Origin of the sequence: Muricoprocola aceti, assembly GCF_025567005.1 — a bacterium.
GTDB lineage: Bacteria > Bacillota > Clostridia > Lachnospirales > Lachnospiraceae > Marvinbryantia > Marvinbryantia aceti.
Genome location: NZ_JAOQKE010000020.1, coordinates 43540 through 61598, shown reverse-complemented (window position 1 = coordinate 61598; position 18059 = coordinate 43540). Strand labels below are relative to the sequence as shown.

The following is an 18059-nucleotide window of genomic DNA, read 5'->3' as shown; positions in this document are numbered from 1 at the left end:
CCCCCCTCAAGATGAGATATCCCATGCGAAAGCAATAAGACCCCTTGAAGACGACGAGGTAGATAGGGCAGAGGTGGAAGTGCAGTAATGCATGGAGCTGACTGTCACTAATAGGTCGAAGGCTTGACCTGAATAGTTTGGGTTAAACGGATGAAAAAAGTATTTACCGTATGCGGTTTTGAAGGTACAACCTTCATATTCCTCGATAGCTCAATGGTAGAGCACTCGGCTGTTAACCGAGGGGTTGTTGGTTCGAGCCCAACTCGGGGAGTTTTTTCATGAATGATTATGAAAGTTACGGCTCCATGGTCAAGCGGTTAAGACACCGCCCTTTCACGGCGGTAACAGGGGTTCAAATCCCCTTGGAGTCACTGATAACAAAATAGGACGATTATATGCCGATGTGGCTCAATTGGCAGAGCAGCTGATTTGTAATCAGCAGGTTATCGGTTCGAGTCCGATCATCGGCTCTTTGGACCTTTAGCTCAGTTGGTTAGAGCAACCGGCTCATAACCGGTCGGTCCTGGGTTCGAGTCCCCGAAGGTCCATTTTTCCTATTTGTTATTCATATGGCCCAGTGGCTCAGTTGGTTAGAGCGTCGCCCTGTCACGGCGAAGGTCGTCGGTTCGAGTCCGATCTGGGTCGTTTTATCGGAATGATAAAACTTGGGATCTTAGCTCAGCTGGGAGAGCATCTGCCTTACAAGCAGAGGGTCACAGGTTCGAGCCCTGTAGGTCCCATTTACAATTTTATATTGTATATGCCGGCGTGGCGGAACTGGCAGACGCACAGGACTTAAAATCCTGCGGGACTAATCTCCCGTACCGGTTCGATTCCGGTCGCCGGCATTCATGGAAACCCTTGTAAATCAAGGGTTTTTTTGATATTTATTTGGAATGTTAAGGTGAAAATTGACATTTATTAAAAAATGCGTTATGATAAAAAATAGTTTTTTGATTAAATAGCATGAAAATGCCGGGAAAGCGATTTCAGGAGTAAGTATAAAATATGAAAAACAGATTAAAAGTATTATTATTGACAGGGGTATTGTCGCTGTCAGCTATTGGAGCCGTAGAGTTTACTTATGCAGAGGATATGAATAGTTCGGAAGAGGTAAAAGTACAGTCTGAGGATGGAGCAAATGAAACAGCAGAGACTCCAGCCCCAGAACCAACACCGAGCCCAGAACCAACACCGAGTCCAGAACCAACACCGAACCCAGAACCAACACCGAGCCCAGAACCAACACCGAGCCCAGAACCAACACCGAGCCCAGAACCAACACCGAATCCAGAGCCTACACCAGAGATACCGAGTACACCGGAACCAGACACTACTCCGGATACTACACCTGCAACAGATACAGAGACTCCTACAGAGTCTGCCGAGAGTGAGACTTCTTCCGAGACAAATTCGGAGACCCTCACCGAGACAGAGACAGAGTCTGCTGAGACTGAAGCTAAGAAGAAAGATAAGAAAGAGATTGACAAAGAGGCTGCAGATTTATATGAACAGACAACAGGTGAATCCATTTATGTATTTGGTTCCTATCCAGTAGGTGATATTACGGAAAATACCAATGAGATCTATGATTATCTCAGAAATATTCTTGGATTAAATCATGCAGCTGCATGTGGTGTCCTTGCGAATATTCAGTGTGAGTCAAACTTTGCTTCATCGGCCGTTGGAGATGGAGGAACAAGTTATGGATTGTGTCAGTGGCATCTGGGACGTTTCAGTGCGCTGATTAACTGGTGCAGTGCCAATGGATACGAATATCACAGTATTCAGGGCCAATTAGGATACTTGACAACAGAGCTTCAGGGAGGTTATGCATCTGTATATCAGTATCTTTTGAGTGTGCCAGATACAGCCCAGGGAGCCTATGATGCGGCATATTACTGGTGTAAGTATTTTGAGATTCCGGCGAATCTGGAATACAATTCTCAGATGAGAGCGGACCTTGCAATGAATCTGTATTATCCAAAGACACTTGGAACGCAGAAGGAAACAGAAGAAGAGACAGAGATTACAACGCTCAATGACACACAGATGGAGCAGGCAGTAAGTGCTGCGCCGAAAAGTATCAGCCGTCTTTCCAGACTGGATGTTTCAAAAGAGGTTACAGTATCCCAGGCATTGGAAGAAAAAGAAACAGAGGATGTGGCTGGCTCTATAGACAGGGCAGAACTGGAAGAAGAAGCGAAGAAAGCTGTTGATCAGGCGCTTGCAGAATATCAGTCCAGAACGGCAGAGACAGAGGCTGACAATGAAGCTGAGCAGGAAGAGACAGAAAACATGATTCAGCTGAGTTCAGAAGAATTGGCAGTGCTTGCAAATAGTCTGACTGTAAAATAAGTATAGAAAACTGAATGAAAAGAAAGAATCCACCATATGATAAAAAAAAGTATGGTGGATTTTTCTATGCACAAATATAAAAGAATGGGGATTTGGTTCAGTATGCTGGCTGCTTTTTTGACAGGAATTTTATTTATGAATCTGGCAGGAGACACGTATCTTGGAAAAAGTATGGTTTCCCTGCAAAAAATTATGTATAGTGGCCGAGAAGAGATGACAGGAAAAAGTGGTTATCTATATTATCTTTTGAAAATCCGAGGAAAGGAATATCTGTTCCTTGGGCTTCTTGGCCAGGCCTTTGGCGGAATGGCATGGATCATTTTATTTGGAAACTGGTTTTGCCTGACAGAAGGAATTCTGCTGACTTCAGGTTTCATACAGCAGCAGATGAGTGGAAGTTGGATACTGGTGTTGGCGCAGATGCCACATATGATTTTGTATGGACTAGTGTATACAATGTTATTGAGAAGCTATATGGTACAGGAAAATGAAAAGAGAACCATTTTTTTTCGTAACTGGTTAATGAATGTTCCTGTTATCTTACTGGGAATATTGACAGAATATTATGTGAATCCATGGTGTTTGAAGTGGTTATATCATATGATTAAGTGAAAAGCAAAACAAGATTTAGTGGTTGACATAAGAAAAGAACCAGATATTGAAATGTGCATAAAAAAGTGGAAAAAAAACGAATTTTGTGGATAAATAGCGATTGATTTTAGAATGATTTCTTCCTATAATGTTTACATAAATAAGTAAGGGAGAAAGATCAAGGAGAATCATTCCTCCTTGTTTTTTTAACGCATTCTCTGAGAAAGTATCAGAAAATGTAAAAGGGGAAGCAGAATGAACGGGAAGATAGAAGTACAGTCACAGATACCTGAATTTCAGCAGGATATGAAACAATTTGTGAGTTATATGGAAGAAGAAAAGAATGCCTCGAACAGTACGGTAGTCTCTTACCAGAGAGATCTGAAAAAGCTGTTTCTGTACCTTGATGAAAAGGGAATTCGAAGAATTGGTGATATTACCTCAACGAATCTGAATTCTTATATTCTGCAGATGGAGAAGCAGGGCTTTTCTATGTCATCGGTCTCCAGGAGCGTGGCTTCTATGAGAGCTTTTTTTCATTATTTATTCAAAGTGAGAAAGATGGAAGATGATCCGAGTGAAAAAGTACGTTCTCCACATGTTGATAAGAAGATACCAGAGATTCTGACTATGGAGGAAGCAATTTCGTTACTGGAGCAGCCGGATACTACAACGGATAAGGGAATCCGCGATAAAGCAATGTTGGAGCTTTTATATGCGACAGGCATGAGAGTATCAGAATTGCTGGCTTTACAGATGGAAGATATCAATTTGCCAATGAATTATCTGATCTGTCGGGAGCGAAACAAAGAAAGGGTAATCCCGTTTGGAAAAGAAGCAGAAGATGCATTAAAGATTTATCTGGAGAAGACCAGAGAAAAGTTTATCCATGAGCAGGACAGTGTATGGGTATTTACGAATTGCTCAGGAGATGCCATGAGCCGACAGGGATTTTGGAAAATTATTAAATCTTATGTGCAGAAGGCAGGAATAAAAAAAGATATTACTCCGCATACATTGCGGCATTCCTTTGGTGCACATCTGGTACAGAATGGTGCAGATTTAAGAGCTGTTCAGGAGATGATGGGGCATGCAGATATATCTACGACACAGCTTTATATGGATATGAATGTACGAAGAGTGCGTGAGATCTATGCGAAAGCGCACCCGAGACGCTAGAGGATAAAGAAAGCAGTAACAAAAATGCAGTAACCACAATCAGTGGATACTGCATTTTTTGTAAACAAAATAAAATCATTCCAGATTAACAGGATTTATAGATATCATAAATCAACTGTTCAGATTCCTTCCAACCGAGGCATGGATCGGTAATGGACTTGCCATATACATGGTTGGTACAGCCGATTTTCTGGTTGCCAGGTTCAATGTAACTCTCGATCATAACACCTTTCACCAATGTCTTTAAACGAGTGTTGATAGAACGGCTGTTCAGAATCTCTTTCACAATACGAATCTGTTCCATATACTGCTTATTAGAATTGGAATGGTTGGCATCGATGACAACAGCAGGATTCTGAAGATCACGTTGATCGTACATATTCAGCAGATTGACCAGATCTTCATAGTGATAATTCGGAATAGAATTACCATGCTTGTTGGTTGCACCACGTAGAATGGTATGGGCAAGTGGATTGCCAGGGGTATGTACTTCCCATCCACGATAAATAAACTGCTGTGCAGCCTGTGCGGCAACAACGGAGTTCAGCATAACGGAGAGATCTCCACTGGTTGGATTCTTCATTCCGGCAGGAACATCCATACCACTGGTTGTCATACGATGGTGCTGGTCTTCTACTGAGCGGGCACCGATGGCTACATAAGAAAGGATATCAGCAAGATACCAGAAGTTTTCAGGATACAGCATCTCGTCAGCAGCGGTCAGACCGGTTTCTTCTACGGCACGGATGTGAAGTTTACGGATAGCAATCAATCCGGCCAGCATATCCGGCTTTTTCTCAGGATCTGGTTGATGTACCATGCCTTTATATCCTTCCCCGGTAGTACGCGGCTTATTTGTATAAATACGCGGGATGATCATCAGGCGGTCGCCTACTTTATCCTGAACCTTTGCCAGGCGATGAATATAATCCATCACAGATTCTTCATTATCTGCAGAACAAGGACCGATGATGACAACGAATTTATCGGAATTTCCTGTAAAGATATCCTTCAGTTCCGCATCACGCTGCTGTTTTACCCTGGCAACATAATCAGAAACAGGATAAGCTTTTTTAATTTCCGCAGGAATCGGCAGTTTTTTTATAAATTCAAAGCTCATAATTTCCTCCAAATAGTTTCTATGCGATTTTTATTATAAACCACCATATGACAAAATACCAGAAAAAAATTCTACTTGATGAAAATCAGAAGTTTTTGTATACTGAATAATTAGATGTACATAAAGTAACTATGAAATTTATGAGAGGAATCAGTAATGAAAAAACCTTATTTTCCGCTGTTTGTGGATCTTTCAGAAAAGAAAGTATATGTAATAGGAGCCGGAACCATTGCCAAAAGAAGGATTCGATCTCTGACAGATTTTACTGATCATCTGATCGTGGTTGCACCGGAGGTGAATCCGGAACTGAACGGACTGGAACAGGAAGGAAAGATTACCATCCTCAGAAAAAAATTTGAACTGCAGGATATTGCAGAGGCAGATATTGTGATTGCAGCCACCAATGACCATTCATTGAATGGTGAGATTTATGATTATTGCATAGAACAGGAAATTCTGGTAAATGTATGCAATGATAAGAAAAAATGTGATTTTTATTTCCCGGGACTTGCCATGAAGGATAATGTGGTGGTAGGTGTAACTGCTAATGGTACGAACCATAAAATGGCCAGAAAGGCTGTAGAAAAAATCAGGGAGATGCTGGAAGAATGGTTGTAAAGATCTATACAGATGGTGCAGCAAGAGGAAATCCGGATGGACCGGGTGGATATGGCACAGTATTACATTATGTGGACAGCAAAGGGGTGCTTCATGAACGGGAGTACAGCCAGGGATATGTGCGGACAACAAATAACCGCATGGAATTGATGGCAGCGATTGTGGGACTGGAAGCACTGACCAGACCATGTGAAGTGGAGCTTTATTCCGACTCGAAGTATCTGACGGATGCTTTTAATAAAAAATGGATTGATGGATGGATAAAGAAAAACTGGAAACGTGGAAAAAATGAACCGGTAAAAAACAGAGAACTGTGGGAACGTCTGTTAAAAGCCAAAGCTCCGCATCAGGTTACTTTTATCTGGGTAAAAGGACATGATGGGCATGAAATGAATGAGCGTTGCGATACGCTGGCGACTACAGCGGCAGATGGAGATGATTTAATAGAAGATCCGGGAATTGCATAAAAACTTGAAAAGACAGCATTCCTATGATATATTTAAGGGTAGATTTTTGAAAGAAGTTTTGAGGAGATCAAAGATGGGAATTTATGAAGAATTAGTTGCCAGAGGATTGATTGCCCAGGTAACAGATGAAGAGAAGATCAGAAAACTGATCAATAATGGAGAAGCGACCTTTTACATTGGCTTTGACCCAACGGCAGACAGCCTTCACGTAGGACACTTCATGGCACTTTGCCTGATGAAGCGTCTCCAGATGGCTGGAAATAAACCAATTGCTCTGATCGGCGGTGGTACCGCAATGGTTGGAGACCCTTCAGGACGCAGTGATATGCGTCAGATGATGACAAAAGAGACGATTCAGCACAACTGTGACTGCTTTAAGAAGCAGATGTCCAAGTTCATCGATTTCTCAGATGGCAAGGCATTGATGGTGAACAATGCAGACTGGCTTCTGGATCTGAATTATATCGAGCTGCTTCGAGATGTGGGAGCATGCTTTTCGGTGAATAATATGCTTCGTGCAGAATGTTACAAGCAGAGAATGGAAAAGGGATTAAGTTTTCTGGAGTTCAACTACATGATCATGCAGAGTTACGATTTCTATGAATTATACCGTAAGTACGGATGTAACCTGCAGTTTGGTGGTGATGACCAGTGGAGCAACATGCTGGGTGGCCGTGAACTGATTCGCCGTAAGCTGGGACTTTCTGAAGAAGATGCCAAGGCACAGGCTATGACCATTACTCTTCTCCTGAATTCAGAAGGAAAGAAGATGGGTAAGACACAGTCCGGTGCAGTATGGCTGGATCCGAACAAGACATCTCCTTATGATTTCTATCAGTACTGGAGAAATGTAGGCGATGCTGATGTATTAAAATGTATCCGTATGCTGACATTCCTGCCACTGGAGCAGATTGATGAGATGGATAAGTGGGAAGGAAGCCAGTTGAACCAGGCAAAAGAGATTCTGGCTTATGAACTGACTAAGCTGGTACACGGCGAAGAAGAAGCTTCCAAGGCTCAGGAAAGTGCCCGTGCACTGTTTTCCTCAGGTAATGCAGAAGATATGCCGACAGCAGAACTGGAAGATGGAGATTTCAAAGATGGCGCGGTAGATCTGATCTCTATGCTGGTAAAGGCGGAACTGGTTGGAACGCGTTCCGAAGGACGCCGTGCGATTGAACAGGGTGGTGTGACACTGGATGGTGAGAAGATCACAGATATTCATTTTACACTGAAAAAAGAAGATATTCCGGAAGATGGACTTGTGCTCAAACGCGGAAAGAAGAAATTTAAAAAGATCATTGCAAAATAGAAGGTGTAGAACCTTTAAGGAGGAACAATATGAAAAAGTATGGAGTAAATGAACTTCGTAAGATGTATCTGGACTTTTTCGAGAGCAAAGGCCATCTGGTTATGAAAAGCTTTTCCCTCGTACCACAGAATGACAAGAGTCTGCTGCTGATCAATGCAGGTATGGCTCCGCTGAAGCCTTATTTTACAGGAGCTGAGATCCCGCCAAGAAGGCGTGTAGCTACCTGCCAGAAGTGTATTCGTACCGGCGATATTGAGAATGTAGGTAAGACCGCACGTCATGGTACATTCTTTGAGATGCTGGGTAACTTCTCTTTTGGAGATTATTTCAAGCATGAAGCCATCAACTGGTCCTGGGAATTCCTGACGGAAGTAGTTGGACTGGATTCGGATCGCCTGTATCCATCCGTGTATGTGGATGATGATGAAGCATTTGATATCTGGAATAAAGAAGTAGGTATTGCACCGGAACGTATTTTCCGTTTTGGTAAGGAAGACAACTTCTGGGAGCACGGTGCAGGACCTTGTGGACCATGTTCTGAGATCTACTATGACCGTGGAGAAAAGTATGGCTGTGGAAAACCAGGCTGTACCGTAGGATGTGACTGTGACCGTTATATGGAGATCTGGAACAATGTATTTACCCAGTTCGAGAACGACGGTAATGGAAATTATACAACACTGAAGAATAAAAATATTGATACCGGTATGGGACTGGAACGTCTGGCCAGTGTTGTACAGGATGTAGATTCTATTTTTGATGTAGATACTGTATGTGCACTGAGAAATCATGTATGTAAGATGGCAGGAAAGGTATATCAGGAAAACTACAAAGATGATGTATCCATTCGTTTGATTACAGACCATATCCGTTCTGCAACATTTATGATTTCTGATGGTATTATGCCGACCAATGAAGGACGTGGATATGTACTGCGCCGTCTGATTCGTCGTGCAGCACGTCACGGCAAACTGCTTGGTATTGAAGGAAAGTTCCTTGCAGACTTAAGTGCAACAGTCATTGAAGGTTCCAAAGATGGATATCCGGAACTGGAAGAAAAGAAAGAATTCATCTTCAATGTTCTGAACAATGAAGAGAATCAGTTTAATAAGACAATTGATCAGGGACTTCGTATTCTGAATGATCTGGAAGAAGATCTGAAGGCTAAGGGAGAAAAGATACTTGGAGGCGCAGATGCATTCAAGCTGTATGATACCTATGGATTCCCGATGGATCTGACGAAAGAGATCCTGGAAGAAAAAGGATATGAGATTGATGAAGCTGGTTTCCAGGCCGAGATGGATGCACAGAGAAAACGTGCCCGTGAAAGCCGCGAAGTGACCAATTACATGGGAGCAGATGCCACTGTTTACGATCAGATCGATGTATCTGTCACTACAGAATTTACCGGATACACTACTCTGAAGGATGAGTCTGAGATCACAGTGCTTACTTCTGAAACTGAACTGGCAGATTCTCTGGTAGAAGGTCAGAAGGGAACGGTATTTACTGCGAAGACACCATTTTATGCTACCATGGGTGGACAGGAAGGTGACACAGGTGTGATCTATACAGAGAACGGTAAGTTCCAGGTAGAGGATACCATCAAGCTTCGTGGAGGAAAATATGGCCATGTTGGTCATATGGTTTCCGGTATGCTTTCCAAGGGTGATAAAGTGACTCTGGAAGTGGCAGAGCAGGAAAGACTAGATACCTGCAAGAACCACAGTGCAACTCATCTGCTTCAGAAAGCATTGAAGACTGTGCTGGGAAGTCATGTAGAACAGAAAGGTTCTCTGGTTACGCCAACCAGATTGCGTTTTGACTTTGCACATTTCCAGGCTATGACAGCAGAAGAGATTGCAAAAGTAGAAGAGATTGTGAATAAAGAGATCCAGGCAGCAATTCCGGTTGTGACAAAAGTAATGCCGATCGAAGAGGCAAAAAAGACCGGTGCAATGGCGTTGTTCGGAGAAAAATATGGCGAAGAAGTACGTGTAGTGTCTATTGGAGATTTCTCAGTAGAGCTCTGTGGTGGTACACATGTGGCAAATACCAGCAGTATTGCACTGTTCAAGATTGTATCGGAAGCAGGTGTGGCAGCAGGTGTACGTCGTATCGAAGCACTGACTGGCAATAATGTATTGGCTTATTATAAAGAGATGGAAGAGAAAATGGCAGAAGCTGCCAAAGCCCTTAAGACAACACCGGCAGAGATGTTGGAGAAGATTGCCCATTTACAGAAAGAGGTTAAAGACCTTCAGAGCGAAAATGAGTCCCTGAAGAGCAAGATGGCTCAGAACTCTCTGGGTGATGTTATGAGTAAAATAACCGAAGTCAAAGGTGTCAAAGTACTGGCTACTGCAGTAGACGGTGTGGATATGAACGGACTTCGCGATCTGGGTGACCAGTTAAAAGAAAAACTGGGAGAAGGTGTCGTTGTACTGGCATCTGCCAAAGATGGAAAAGTCAGCCTTCTGGCAATGGCTACCGATGGAGCTATGAAGAAAGGTGCTCATGCAGGTAACCTGATCAAGGCTGCTGCAGCAATCGTTGGAGGTGGCGGCGGTGGACGTCCGAATATGGCACAGGCCGGCGGAAAGAATCCAGATGCTATTCCAGAAGCAATTGCTAAGATCCCAGAACTGGTAGAAGGACAGATCAAATAAAAAGTGGATAAGTAAACAAAAAAGGTGAATTTCCAGAAAGAAACTACTTGACGAAAGTGGATAAAGTAGGTATAATCCTAGTAGTGCAATAAAATAACCCAACAGTTGTATTATGCACAATCTACAACTGGAGGGAGGTTAGGTGTGAGACAATGTCAAATGTAATCGTAAAAGAAAACGAGACTTTGGACAGCGCTTTACGCCGTTTCAAGAGAAACTGCGCAAAAGCTGGTATCCAGCAGGAGATTCGTAAAAGAGAACATTACGAAAAACCAAGCGTTAGACGTAAGAAAAAATCCGAAGCTGCTCGTAAACGTAAATTTAACTAATGTGCAGACAAATCCCTGGTCATATCGATCAGGGATTTTTTCTGCCTAAAATACTGTAAAAGATATCTGTGGATTGCTTCACACTCTTAGAATCACATATATCGAAATAGGTAGTATATAACGTTTTTAGTGTTCATAAGTTGTACTATTAGATAAAAGGGGCGTGGTGCAATGATAAGAAATGGAAAAATGTGTATACTGCTTTTTATTTTGTGGATATCCCTGTTTTATGGTATTTCATGGAACGCAGGGGCAGAGGATCTGGAACTGGCTTCCCAGGAGGCGGTGCTGATGGAGGCTTCCACTGGAAAAATCTTATTTGAGAAAGCTTCTCATGAGAAACGCAGTCCAGCCAGTGTAACGAAGATTATGACGGTACTTCTGGCTTTTGAAGCATTGGAAAATGGTCAGATTCATCTGGAGGATGAAGTAGTGACCAGTGCGTATGCCAAATCTATGGGAGGATCTCAGGTATTTCTGGAAGAAGGAGAGAAGCAGACAGTGCAGACTCTGCTGAAGTGTATTCTGGTTTCCTCGGGAAATGATGCCTCTGTGGCATTGGCGGAGTACATAGCAGGCAGTGAAATGGAGTTTGTCAACAAAATGAATGAAAAGGCAAAAAAATTGGGGATGAATGATACCCATTTTGTGGATTGCTGCGGGTTGACGGATTCGGACGATCACTACACATCAGCCAATGATATCGCGATAATGTCCCGGGAGTTGATTACCAGATTCCCGGAAGTTTTCGATTATACCACTATCTGGATGGAAAATATCACCCATGTGACTCAGCGGGGAAGCAGCGAGTTTGGTCTGTCCAATACCAATAAACTGCTGCGCAGCTATAATGGCTGCAATGGATTAAAAACAGGCAGTACCAGTAAAGCATTGTTCTGCGTATCAGCTACAGCATTGAGAAACGATATTCAGCTCATCAGCGTGATCATGGCCGGACCGGATTCCAAGACCAGATTCAAAGAGGCAGCACAGCTCCTGGACTATGGATTTGGAAAATGCCGCCTGTATACAGATGAAGAACAGATGAAATTCCCATCACTGAAGGTTCGAAAAGGGGTTCAAAATCAGGTTACCTGTCATGTGAAGGAAGATTTTCGATATCTGGACACTGATGGAAAAGATCTTGCCGGGATTCAGCGCAGTATTCAACTGGCGGATACTGTCACAGCACCGGTACAGGAAGGAGAGACAGCGGGCTATCTGGTATATACACTGGATGGAAAAGAAATAGGAAGAAGCGAGCTGGTATTCGATAAGAGCGTAGAAAAAGCCGGGTATGGATTCTGTGTGAAAAAGGCGTGGGAAGTATATAGTATGTGAGAAAATACATATATGGACTTTGTAAAAAGAAACAATTATAATAAATGTGTATCCGCAATTATGCAAAGGAGAACAGGAATGGGAGGTTTTGATTCGTGATGAAGCAGGCAGAAAAGATATTCAGAATGAATATGTTCGATTTTTACGTGGCTTATTCAAAGGCGCAGAGCCGATGAAATATATCAGCCTTGCTTATATCACCGGCATCCTGCCAATGATAAAATTTAAAACACAGTCGGCACTGAATAATTTCGATGAATTTACCATGCTGGATGCCGGACAAATGGCTCCCTATATAGGTTTTTCAGAGGAAGAGGTAAAGGCACTGTGCCAGAAGTATCAGATGAGATTTGATGAAGTGCAGAAATGGTATGATGGATATTTTTTGGATGACTGTCATGTATATAATCCGAAAGCGGTTGTCAGTGCAATGACACGGAAAAAAGTGCAGAATTACTGGTCTCAGACGGCCTCCTATAAATCCGTACTGCCATTTATCAGTATGAATTTTGATGGATTAAAAACAGCTATCATGGAAATGTATTCCGGATCAGAAGTAGAGGTAAATGTAGGATCATTCCAGAACAATATCAGCAGTTTCTCCGGGAAAGATGATGTACTGACTTATTTGATTCATCTTGGATATCTGGGCTATGACCAGTACCACAGAACGGCATTTATACCAAATGAGGAAATAAGACAGGAATTTCAGACAGTATTGAAAGAAGAAAAATGGGATGAACTGCATCGGATGGAAAAAAAGACAAAAGTGCATGAATGTGTAATTGAAAAATATAAGAAAAAATAATTGCTTGAAGGGAATCGGAATTATATCTGATTCTCTTTTGGTTTTGAACAAAGAATGTAATATGATATACTATACCATAAAAGCTATATTGATGATTGATATGACCATTAAGTTTGGCGAAAAAATGAAGATAATATTGGAAAAAACCCCTGTTGAGCAAAGGGATAATTGAATGCAAAGAAAACCAGATAATTAACTAAGACTTAAGAGATTTAGAGTGACGAATCGGTGCTACAGAAATCGTCGCATTGGAGATATTTTGAAGGAGTTGCATTTAACAGAGGGAAGAAATACAGGGTTTGGAAAAATACTGAGAGCACTTTCTGCAAATGGTTCGCCAAAACCAGAGTTTGAAACAGATGATGATCACAGCTATTTTATATCAAGATTTTTTGTACATGAAGCATTCTTAGAAGATGAAAATGAGCGAAGTTTGAGCGAAGAGAAAGAAAAAGAATTAAAAGATTTGGAAAAGGAGCCGAAAAAGAGCCAAAAAGGAGCCAAAAAAGAGCCGAAACAAAACAGAAAATACTAGAAATATTAATTTCAAATTCTAAAACAACACAAACGGAACTTATGGAGAAATTAGGCATTTCAAGAAAACAGGTTCAAATATTGATGGAAGAATTGCAGGAAGAAGATCTGCTCAGCAGAGAGGGAATGAACAGAAATGGAAAATGGATTGTGAAAATAAATAATTCGACAATTGTATGAAATATACGGAATGAAAATTTGGGTAAATCAACACCAAAGCTATATTCTTCCCTTTCCCTTGCCAAACCCACAATATTTGTTTATACTATTAAACAGAAAATTGGGTTGGTAGAATTATGAGTAGAATAATTATCAGACACTACCGGATTGCGTTGCCGCGAAAGGTTCCTAAGCCTACGGCACCGATCCGTATTGTAGTGATAGGAGATTTGCACAATCGAACATTTGGAAAAGGTAATCGGAACCTGGTGGAGCAGATCGTAGGGCAGCACCCGGATTTGATTTTTTCCGTGGGTGATCTGACAGTATGCAAGCCGGGAAAAGAAACGAATATTGATGTGGCGGTTTCGTTGCTTAAGAGACTGTCCTGTGAGTGTCCGGTATATTGCATTAATGGAAACCATGAATTCAGGGCTAAAAGATACCCGGATGCTTATGATGGTGTGTATGAGCAGTTCAAAAGGGGCATCCATACATCGAATATACGTCTTCTGGAAGATGAAAAAGAACAGATCGATATAAAGGGAACTCATTTGACGGTACATGGATTTGAACTCCCTGAGAAATATTATAGGAGATTTCACCAGCAGTATATCAGCGCAGAGGAGATCCGTAAGTCGATTCAGAAACCGGAAGAAGGACGTTACAATATTTTACTTGCACATAATCCGGTGTATTTTGAAGGTTATGCACTGTGGGGAGCAGATCTGACTTTAAGCGGCCATCTGCATGGAGGCTTGATGCGCCTGCCGCTAGTTGGAGGTGTAATCAGCCCACAGGTGAAGCTTTTTCCGAAGTATGACTGTGGAATGTATGAAAAATATGGAAGAAAGCTTCTGGTCACAGCAGGATTGGGATCCCATTCCATTGCATTTCGCATCAACAATCCGGCAGAATTCATGCTGGTGGAGTTATATTAAGTGATGTCAGAATTGTGTGAGATGTTTTACAGCATAAGGCATCGTAAAGTATAAATAATTCAGAGGTAACTATGGGAATTTCGGTAAAATTGGAGCAGTTTGAAGGACCGCTGGATCTGCTGCTGCATTTGATTGATAAGAATAAAGTAGACATTTTTGATATCCCGATTGTGGAGATCACGAATCAGTACATGGAATATCTTCATGCCATGAAAACGGAAGATATGTCAGTAATGAGTGAATTTCTGGTCATGGCAGCCACACTTCTGGATATCAAGGCCCGTATGCTTCTTCCCAAGGAAGTCAATGAAGAGGGCGAAGAGGAAGATCCGAGACAGGAACTGGTGGAACGCCTTTTGGAATATAAGATGTATAAATATATGTCTTATGAACTCAGGGACCGCCAGATGGATGCAGAGCATATGCTGTACCGGGATCCATCAATTCCCAAAGAAGTACAGCAGTACAAGCCTCCGGTGAATCTGGATGAGATCCTGGGAGATTTGAATCTGGAGAAGCTGAATGCCATTTTTCAGGATGTCATGAAGCGTTCTGAGAATCGCCTGGATCCGGTGAGAAGCAAGTTCGGTCAGGTAGAAAAGGAAGAGGTGGATCTGGATCAGACCATCGCCTATGTGGAGAAATATATATCCCGGCATCGGAAATGCAATTTCCGTGATCTGTTGAATAAGCAGAAGAGCAAGATGCGCATTGCGATTACGTTTCTGACTATTTTGGAAATGATGAAGACCGGGAAAATCGAAGTGGAGCAGGATGAGATCTTTGGAGAGATTCTGATTACGGCAAAGCAAAGTGAGGAATAAGTGTGGATAAAAAAGAACTGGAAGCGGCAGCAGAAGCCATTTTATTTACTATGGGAAATGCAGTAGAGGTAGAGCGGATTGCCAAAGCGATTGGCATGAGTACGGAGGCTACCCGGAAAATGCTGCGGGCCATGAAAGAAAAATATGAAACAGAAGGTCGTGGAATCCGTCTGATTGAACTGGAAGATTCTTTTCAGATGTGTACCAATCCGGAACTTTACGAATATCTGATCAAAATCGCCAAACAACCGAAGAAGATTGTATTAACGGACGTAGTTTTGGAGACACTTTCTATTATCGCATACAAACAGCCCATTACTCGAATTGAGCTGGAAAAGATTCGTGGAGTAAAATGTGACCATGCCGTCAACAAACTAATTGAATTTAATCTGGTCAAGGAAGTGGGACGACTGGATGCACCGGGGCGTCCACTGCTATTTGGAACGACAGAAGAGTTTCTGAGGAGATTTGGAGTATCCTCTTTGGAAGAACTGCCGGAAGTGAATCCTGTGAAGATGGAAGATTTCAAGGCAGAAGCGGAAGAAGAGATAGAGATGACATTAAAGGTTTAGGAAGATCCGAACCGGAAAGGAAGCAGCGTGCCAACCACATATGCACATGATTTGTTTGGAAAAATGGTATATCACCGGCTGAGTCCGGAGATCAGAGAGGTGATAAAAGCACATCAGACCACCTATCAGATTGGACTCCATGGACCGGATATTTTATTCTATGTTCGTCCATTTCACAGAAATCGGTTCAATCAGATGGCACATCGGCTTCACAGAGAAGAAGCGATTGGATTCTTTGAAAAGGGAAGACTGCTTTATCAGCAGACAGGGGATGAGGAGATCTTAGTATATCTTCTGGGCTTTATCTGTCACTTTATGCTGGACAGTACCTGTCATCCTTATATCAGTGAATATATGAAAAAGACTGGTGCAGGACACGATGAGATCGAGACAGAATTTGACCGGAGTCTCATGATTCGTACCGGAAAGGATCCGTTCCATTATCAGCCGGGGAGTGTACTGCGGATAGAGAAAAAAAGTGTAGATGCCATATCGAAAGTATTGGAAGGTATGAGATACAGAGATATCGTGCGGGCATTGATGGGAACGAAGTTCTATACAAAGCTTCCGATCTGTGAATCAGAACAGAAGAGAAAGATCAAGCTGGCGATCGCAAAGGTATTTTTTGTACATCGATTTGCAGATGGGAGGATTATCCGGGAAGAGGCGAAGCCTATCTGTCTGGAGAGTACAGAGCACCTGACCAGGCTGTTTCAGAGTGCAGTACCAGAAGCGGCAGCAATGATAGAAGTATATTACAAGGATCGAAATGACGACAGAGAACTAAGCCAGAGATTTCGGAGAAATTACAAATAAAAAGTAGAGCAGTTCGGACATAAAATTGTGGAAGCATCATAAGCTGATAAAAAGCAAATCGGAGCAAGCAATATGAAGGCAAGCAGAAGAAGAGTGCTGATGACCCTGATCATCTGGCTGGCATATATCTGGCCGGTATCAGCTGGAGAGGTGGCGCTTCCGGAGGAATTGCAGAATCTATACGCCCGCAGTGCCGTTGTGATGGACGGCAGCAGCGGGCGTGTTCTTTTTGGAAAAAATACGGAAGAAGTTATGCCGATGGCCAGTACCACCAAGATCATGACCTGTATTCTGGCGTTGGAAGCCTGCACACCGGATACAGTTGTAACCGTGTCAGAAACAGCAGCGGCTCAGCCGGAAGTACATCTTGGAGCTTCTGTTGGAGAAAAATTCTATCTGGATGATCTCCTTTATGCTCTGATGCTGGAATCCTTTAATGATGCAGCAGTGATGATTGCAGAGCAGGTAAGTGGAAATGTGCCGGCATTTGCAGAGCAGATGAATGAAAAGGCAAAAAAGATCGGATGTGAAAGTACGCATTTTGTTACGCCAAACGGACTGGATGGAGCAGATGAAGACGGCGCACATGGAACAACAGCAGAAGATCTGGCACGCATCATGAAATATTGTACCTGGGATTCACCGAAATCAGAAGCATTCATAAAGATTACCAGAGAAAAGAAGCATACGTTCACAAATTTGTCCGAAACAAGAACCTATGCCTGCTACAATCATAATGCATTTCTGGATTTATATGAAGGAACGATATCAGGAAAAACGGGATTTACTGCAGCAGCAGGATATTGTTATGTCTGTGCGGTGGAACGTGATGGAAAAAGATTTACCGGTGTGGTACTGGCATGCGGATGGCCCTATAACCGAGCCTATAAATGGAAAGACATGACAAGGATGATGAATTATGCAGAACAACATTATCGTTATGTGACATTGGAGTACCCACAGGAAATACGTTATGTAAGAGTAGAAAATGGATGGAACAGGGAAGAAAATCCATGGAATCCGGTCGAAGTGCCAGTTTATGTGGAAAAAACAGAGACACAAAAGGTATTGCTGGGCAGCCAGGAAAAAATAGTGAGACATACTGAATACAGAAAAAAAACAGAAGCGCCGCTGCAAAAAGATACGGTACTTGGAAAAGTACAATTTCTTCTGAATGGGGAGGTGCTTCAGGAAAAAAGGATTCTGGCAAAATCATCAGTCGAACAACGAAAAATGGAAAACTGGTTAGTCTGGACTTTACAAAGGTTTCTGTTCTGAGGAAAATAGGTATTGTCAAAATTGCTATAAAAAATAAGAAAATAAGGGGGAATTTTTATGCTTACTAATCGACAAAAGGCTTGCCAGTACCTGCAAAACAAGTTACAATGATACATGGCAGATAATTGGTTACAATTTATCTA

The 18059-nt window shown here is 42.3% G+C and carries 18 protein-coding genes, 7 tRNA genes and 1 rRNA gene; 25 read left to right on the top strand and 1 reads right to left on the bottom strand.

Translation table 11 applies throughout. The features are described from left to right. The 11 genes from OCV47_RS13000 to xerD form a co-directional block, all read left to right on the top strand. Positions 1-131: ribosomal RNA gene (locus tag OCV47_RS13000) — 23S ribosomal RNA — on the top strand; the annotation flags it as partial. Between the two features lie 68 nt (positions 132-199). Further along, positions 200-271, top strand: a tRNA-Asn gene (locus tag OCV47_RS12995). Between the two features lie 28 nt (positions 272-299). Beyond that, positions 300-371: transfer RNA gene (locus OCV47_RS12990), tRNA-Glu, on the top strand. Positions 372-397: 26 nt separating this feature from the next. Beyond that, positions 398-470, top strand: a tRNA-Thr gene (locus OCV47_RS12985). A gap of 4 nt (positions 471-474) precedes the next feature. Beyond that, a tRNA-Ile gene (locus tag OCV47_RS12980) sits at positions 475-548 on the top strand. Positions 549-571: 23 nt separating this feature from the next. Next, positions 572-645: transfer RNA gene (locus OCV47_RS12975), tRNA-Asp, on the top strand. 22 nt (positions 646-667) lie between these two features. Then, positions 668-740: transfer RNA gene (locus tag OCV47_RS12970), tRNA-Val, on the top strand. A gap of 22 nt (positions 741-762) precedes the next feature. Further along, positions 763-848 (top strand) — tRNA-Leu (locus OCV47_RS12965). Between the two features lie 160 nt (positions 849-1008). Then, positions 1009-2358, top strand: coding sequence for a phage tail tip lysozyme (locus tag OCV47_RS12960; RefSeq protein ID WP_262655501.1), 1350 nt, complete (start codon positions 1009-1011; stop codon positions 2356-2358). Positions 2359-2424: 66 nt separating this feature from the next. Then, entirely contained in the window at positions 2425-2970 is a 546-nt protein-coding gene (locus OCV47_RS12955; protein ID WP_262655500.1) for a hypothetical protein, read from the top strand. 234 nt (positions 2971-3204) lie between these two features. After that, positions 3205-4128, top strand: coding sequence for a site-specific tyrosine recombinase XerD (gene xerD / locus OCV47_RS12950; RefSeq protein ID WP_262655499.1), 924 nt, complete (start codon positions 3205-3207; stop codon positions 4126-4128). A gap of 85 nt (positions 4129-4213) precedes the next feature. On the opposite strand, the gene OCV47_RS12945 is transcribed toward xerD, so the two are convergent. Continuing rightward, positions 4214-5248 (bottom strand): 3-deoxy-7-phosphoheptulonate synthase, encoded by a 1035-nt coding sequence (locus OCV47_RS12945; RefSeq protein ID WP_117448969.1) that lies wholly within the window; start codon positions 5246-5248, stop codon positions 4214-4216. A 156-nt stretch (positions 5249-5404) separates the two neighbouring features. Between OCV47_RS12945 and OCV47_RS12940 the strand changes: the two genes are divergently transcribed. The 14 genes from OCV47_RS12940 to OCV47_RS12875 all read left to right on the top strand — a co-directional run bounded on the left by OCV47_RS12940 (position 5405) and on the right by OCV47_RS12875 (position 17916). Beyond that, positions 5405-5866: a precorrin-2 dehydrogenase/sirohydrochlorin ferrochelatase family protein gene (locus tag OCV47_RS12940; RefSeq protein WP_262655498.1), complete on the top strand. Its 462-nt coding sequence runs from the start codon at positions 5405-5407 to the stop codon at positions 5864-5866. Continuing rightward, positions 5857-6333 carry a ribonuclease HI gene (rnhA, locus tag OCV47_RS12935; RefSeq protein ID WP_117448970.1) on the top strand — a complete coding sequence of 159 codons (477 nt, stop codon included), beginning with the start codon at positions 5857-5859 and terminating at the stop codon, positions 6331-6333. Before OCV47_RS12940 ends, rnhA begins: the two co-directional genes overlap by 10 nt. Before the next feature lie 73 nt (positions 6334-6406). Continuing rightward, positions 6407-7645 carry a tyrosine--tRNA ligase gene (tyrS, locus tag OCV47_RS12930; RefSeq protein ID WP_262655497.1) on the top strand — a complete coding sequence of 413 codons (1239 nt, stop codon included), beginning with the start codon at positions 6407-6409 and terminating at the stop codon, positions 7643-7645. A 29-nt stretch (positions 7646-7674) separates the two neighbouring features. Further along, on the top strand, positions 7675-10314 hold the full coding sequence (gene alaS / locus OCV47_RS12925) for an alanine--tRNA ligase (RefSeq protein WP_262655496.1): 2640 nt from the start codon (positions 7675-7677) through the stop codon (positions 10312-10314). A 152-nt stretch (positions 10315-10466) separates the two neighbouring features. Then, entirely contained in the window at positions 10467-10643 is a 177-nt protein-coding gene (gene rpsU / locus OCV47_RS12920) for a 30S ribosomal protein S21 (protein ID WP_006864570.1), read from the top strand. A 171-nt stretch (positions 10644-10814) separates the two neighbouring features. Further along, a complete protein-coding gene (locus OCV47_RS12915; protein WP_262655495.1) occupies positions 10815-11984 on the top strand; it encodes a D-alanyl-D-alanine carboxypeptidase family protein in 1170 nt (389 codons plus the stop codon). A gap of 88 nt (positions 11985-12072) precedes the next feature. Then, a complete protein-coding gene (locus OCV47_RS12910; protein ID WP_262655494.1) occupies positions 12073-12792 on the top strand; it encodes a P-loop NTPase family protein in 720 nt (239 codons plus the stop codon). Between the two features lie 259 nt (positions 12793-13051). Continuing rightward, positions 13052-13327, top strand: a complete 276-nt coding sequence (locus OCV47_RS12905; RefSeq protein WP_262655493.1) for a hypothetical protein — start codon at positions 13052-13054, stop codon at positions 13325-13327. Beyond that, complete coding sequence (locus OCV47_RS16085; protein ID WP_317244418.1) at positions 13249-13506, top strand: winged helix-turn-helix domain-containing protein; 258 nt, start codon at positions 13249-13251, stop codon at positions 13504-13506. The genes OCV47_RS12905 and OCV47_RS16085 overlap by 79 nt, the downstream gene beginning before the upstream one ends. A gap of 116 nt (positions 13507-13622) precedes the next feature. Next, positions 13623-14426: a metallophosphoesterase gene (locus OCV47_RS12895; protein ID WP_262655492.1), complete on the top strand. Its 804-nt coding sequence runs from the start codon at positions 13623-13625 to the stop codon at positions 14424-14426. A 71-nt stretch (positions 14427-14497) separates the two neighbouring features. Next, the gene (locus tag OCV47_RS12890) at positions 14498-15250 is read left to right on the top strand and encodes a segregation and condensation protein A (protein WP_256301160.1); all 753 of its coding nucleotides are present in this window, start codon (positions 14498-14500) and stop codon (positions 15248-15250) included. A 2-nt stretch (positions 15251-15252) separates the two neighbouring features. Next, positions 15253-15822: an SMC-Scp complex subunit ScpB gene (gene scpB, locus OCV47_RS12885; RefSeq protein ID WP_256301158.1), complete on the top strand. Its 570-nt coding sequence runs from the start codon at positions 15253-15255 to the stop codon at positions 15820-15822. Positions 15823-15849: 27 nt separating this feature from the next. Beyond that, entirely contained in the window at positions 15850-16638 is a 789-nt protein-coding gene (locus OCV47_RS12880; RefSeq protein ID WP_262655491.1) for a zinc dependent phospholipase C family protein, read from the top strand. Between the two features lie 72 nt (positions 16639-16710). Then, positions 16711-17916, top strand: coding sequence for a D-alanyl-D-alanine carboxypeptidase family protein (locus OCV47_RS12875; RefSeq protein WP_262655490.1), 1206 nt, complete (start codon positions 16711-16713; stop codon positions 17914-17916). Positions 17917-18059: the final 143 nt, after the last annotated feature.

Bases quoted from the DNA above. Each gene is read 5' to 3' on its own strand.
- OCV47_RS12960 (WP_262655501.1), top strand. From the start codon at position 1,009: ATGAAAAACAGATTAAAAGTATTATTATTGACAGGGGTATTGTCGCTG.
- OCV47_RS12955 (WP_262655500.1), top strand. From the start codon at position 2,425: ATGCACAAATATAAAAGAATGGGGATTTGGTTCAGTATGCTGGCTGCT.
- xerD (WP_262655499.1), top strand. From the start codon at position 3,205: ATGAACGGGAAGATAGAAGTACAGTCACAGATACCTGAATTTCAGCAG.
- OCV47_RS12945 (WP_117448969.1), bottom strand. From the start codon at position 5,248: ATGAGCTTTGAATTTATAAAAAAACTGCCGATTCCTGCGGAAATTAAA.
- OCV47_RS12940 (WP_262655498.1), top strand. From the start codon at position 5,405: ATGAAAAAACCTTATTTTCCGCTGTTTGTGGATCTTTCAGAAAAGAAA.
- rnhA (WP_117448970.1), top strand. From the start codon at position 5,857: ATGGTTGTAAAGATCTATACAGATGGTGCAGCAAGAGGAAATCCGGAT.
- tyrS (WP_262655497.1), top strand. From the start codon at position 6,407: ATGGGAATTTATGAAGAATTAGTTGCCAGAGGATTGATTGCCCAGGTA.
- alaS (WP_262655496.1), top strand. From the start codon at position 7,675: ATGAAAAAGTATGGAGTAAATGAACTTCGTAAGATGTATCTGGACTTT.
- rpsU (WP_006864570.1), top strand. From the start codon at position 10,467: ATGTCAAATGTAATCGTAAAAGAAAACGAGACTTTGGACAGCGCTTTA.
- OCV47_RS12915 (WP_262655495.1), top strand. From the start codon at position 10,815: ATGATAAGAAATGGAAAAATGTGTATACTGCTTTTTATTTTGTGGATA.
- OCV47_RS12895 (WP_262655492.1), top strand. From the start codon at position 13,623: ATGAGTAGAATAATTATCAGACACTACCGGATTGCGTTGCCGCGAAAG.
- OCV47_RS12890 (WP_256301160.1), top strand. From the start codon at position 14,498: ATGGGAATTTCGGTAAAATTGGAGCAGTTTGAAGGACCGCTGGATCTG.
- OCV47_RS12875 (WP_262655490.1), top strand. From the start codon at position 16,711: ATGAAGGCAAGCAGAAGAAGAGTGCTGATGACCCTGATCATCTGGCTG.